Source organism: Saccharothrix sp. NRRL B-16314 (assembly GCF_000716595.1).
Classification (GTDB): domain Bacteria; phylum Actinomycetota; class Actinomycetes; order Mycobacteriales; family Pseudonocardiaceae; genus Actinosynnema.
In genome coordinates this window covers 1-2,863 of sequence record NZ_JNXC01000072.1, presented here as the reverse complement: position 1 = coordinate 2,863, position 2,863 = coordinate 1, and the positions used below count along the sequence as shown (strand labels likewise).

The 2,863-nt window shown below is 57.4% G+C and carries 2 rRNA genes; both read left to right on the top strand.

What is annotated here, in order from left to right:
* Positions 1-515: ribosomal RNA gene (locus OQ02_RS38980) — 16S ribosomal RNA — on the top strand; the annotation flags it as partial.
* A 286-nt stretch (positions 516-801) separates the two neighbouring features.
* Positions 802-2,863 (top strand): 23S ribosomal RNA (locus tag OQ02_RS38975); the annotation flags it as partial.

The window sequence follows — 2,863 nt, the reverse complement described above, 5'->3', positions numbered from 1 at the left end:
GTATACAGGTGGTGCATGGCTGTCGTCAGCTCGTGTCGTGAGATGTTGGGTTAAGTCCCGCAACGAGCGCAACCCTTGTCCTGTGTTGCCAGCATGCCCTTCGGGGTGATGGGGACTCACAGGAGACCGCCGGGGTCAACTCGGAGGAAGGTGGGGACGACGTCAAGTCATCATGCCCCTTATGTCTTGGGCTGCACACGTGCTACAATGGCCGGTACAAAGAGCTGCGATGCCGTGAGGCGGAGCGAATCCCACAAAGCCGGTCTCAGTTCGGATCGGGGTCTGCAACTCGACCCCATGAAGTCGGAGTTGCTAGTAATCGCAGATCAGCATTGCTGCGGTGAATACGTTCCCGGGCCTTGTACACACCGCCCGTCACGTCACGAAAGTCGGTAACACCCGAAGCCGGTGGCCCAACCCCTTGTGGGAGGGAGCTGTCGAAGGTGGGACTGGCGATTGGGACGAAGTCGTAACAAGGTAGCCGTACCGGAAGGTGCGGCTGGATCACCTCCTTTCTAAGGAGCACAGTACCGATTGCAGGCAAACGTTCTGCACGGTCAGCTCATGGGTGGAACGTTGATTAGTTGGCACAGTCTCTCTCCGAGAAACCGTTAGTACTGCTTCGGCGTGGAAAACGGGCTTCGAGGAACGGACTGTGCTTGGCACGTTGTTGGGTGTCTGAGGGTACGGCCGTAAGGTTTGTATCTTCGCGATGCCGGCCCCGGTAAAGCGTCACTTCGGTGATGTGTGACGGGTGGCTGGTCGTTGCTTGAGAACTACACAGTGGACGCGAGCATCTGTGGCCAAGTTTTTAAGGGCGCACGGTGGATGCCTTGGCACCAGGAACCGATGAAGGACGTGGGAGGCCACGATAGTCCCCGGGGAGCCGTCAACCAGGCTTTGATCCGGGGGTTTCCGAATGGGGAAACCCGGCAGTCGTCATGGGCTGTCACCCATGCCTGAACACATAGGGCATGTGGAGGGAACGAGGGGAAGTGAAACATCTCAGTACCCTCAGGAAGAGAAAACAACCGTGATTCCGGGAGTAGTGGCGAGCGAAACCGGATGAGGCCAAACCGTATGCGTGTGATACCCGGCAGGGGTTGCGCATGCGGGGTTGTGGGATCTCTCTTTCACAGTCTGCCGGCTGTGAGACGAGTCAGAAACCGTTGATGTAGGCGAAGGACATGCGAAAGGTCCGGCGTAGAGGGTAAGACCCCCGTAGCTGAAACATTGACGGCTCGTTTGAGAGACACCCAAGTAGCACGGGGCCCGAGAAATCCCGTGTGAATCTGGCGGGACCACCCGCTAAGCCTAAATATTCCCTGGTGACCGATAGCGGATAGTACCGTGAGGGAATGGTGAAAAGTACCGCGGGAGCGGAGTGAAATAGTACCTGAAACCGTGTGCCTACAAGCCGTGGGAGCGTCGCTCATTGGGTTTACCCAATGGGTCGTGACTGCGTGCCTTTTGAAGAATGAGCCTGCGAGTTTGCGGTGCGTTGCGAGGTTAACCCGTGTGGGGAAGCCGTAGCGAAAGCGAGTCCGAATAGGGCGATTCAGTAGCGCGCTCAAGACCCGAAGCGGAGTGATCTAGCCATGGGCAGGTTGAAGCGGAGGTAAGACTTCGTGGAGGACCGAACCCACCAGGGTTGAAAACCTGGGGGATGACCTGTGGTTAGGGGTGAAAGGCCAATCAAACTCCGTGATAGCTGGTTCTCCCCGAAATGCATTTAGGTGCAGCGTCGTGTGTTTCTTGCCGGAGGTAGAGCACTGGATAGGCGATGGGCCCTACCGGGTTACTGACCTTAGCCAAACTCCGAATGCCGGTAAGTGAGAGCACGGCAGTGAGACTGTGGGGGATAAGCTCCATGGTCGAGAGGGAAACAGCCCAGAGCATCGACTAAGGCCCCTAAGCGTACGCTAAGTGGGAAAGGATGTGGAGTCGCAGAGACAACCAGGAGGTTGGCTTAGAAGCAGCCACCCTTGAAAGAGTGCGTAATAGCTCACTGGTCAAGTGATTCCGCGCCGACAATGTAGCGGGGCTCAAGCGTACCGCCGAAGTCGTGTCATTGCAGCAATAAGCCCCAACGGGTGCTGTGATGGGTAGGGGAGCGTCGTGTGCCGGGTGAAGCAGCCGCGGAAGCGAGTTGTGGACGGTTCACGAGTGAGAATGCAGGCATGAGTAGCGATACACACGTGAGAAACGTGTGCGCCGATTGACTAAGGGTTCCTGGGTCAAGCTGATCTGCCCAGGGTAAGTCGGGACCTAAGGCGAGGCCGACAGGCGTAGTCGATGGACAACCGGTTGATATTCCGGTACCCGCTTTGAAACGCCCAATATCGAGCCCATTAATGCTAAGGCCGTGAAGCCGTTCCGGACCCTTCGGGGAATGGAAAGTGGTGGAGCCGCTGACCCAAGGTGGTAGTAGGTAAGCGATGGGGTGACGCAGGAAGGTAGTCCAGCCCGGGCGGTGGTTGTCCCGGGGTAAGGGTGTAGGCCGTGTGATAGGCAAATCCGTCACACGTTAAGGCTGAGACCTGATGCCGAGCCGATTGTGGTGAAGTGGATGATCCTATGCTGTCGAGAAAAGCCTCTAGCGAGTTTCATGGCGGCCCGTACCCTAAACCGACTCAGGTGGTCAGGTAGAGAATACCGAGGCGTTCGGGTGAACTATGGTTAAGGAACTCGGCAAAATGCCCCCGTAACTTCGGGAGAAGGGGGGCCACGCCTGGTGATGGAGTTTTCCTCCTGAGCTGGGGGTGGCCGCAGAGACCAGCGAGAAGCGACTGTTTACTAAAAACACAGGTCCGTGCGAAGTCGCAAGACGATGTATACGGACTGACGCCTGCCCGGTGCTGGA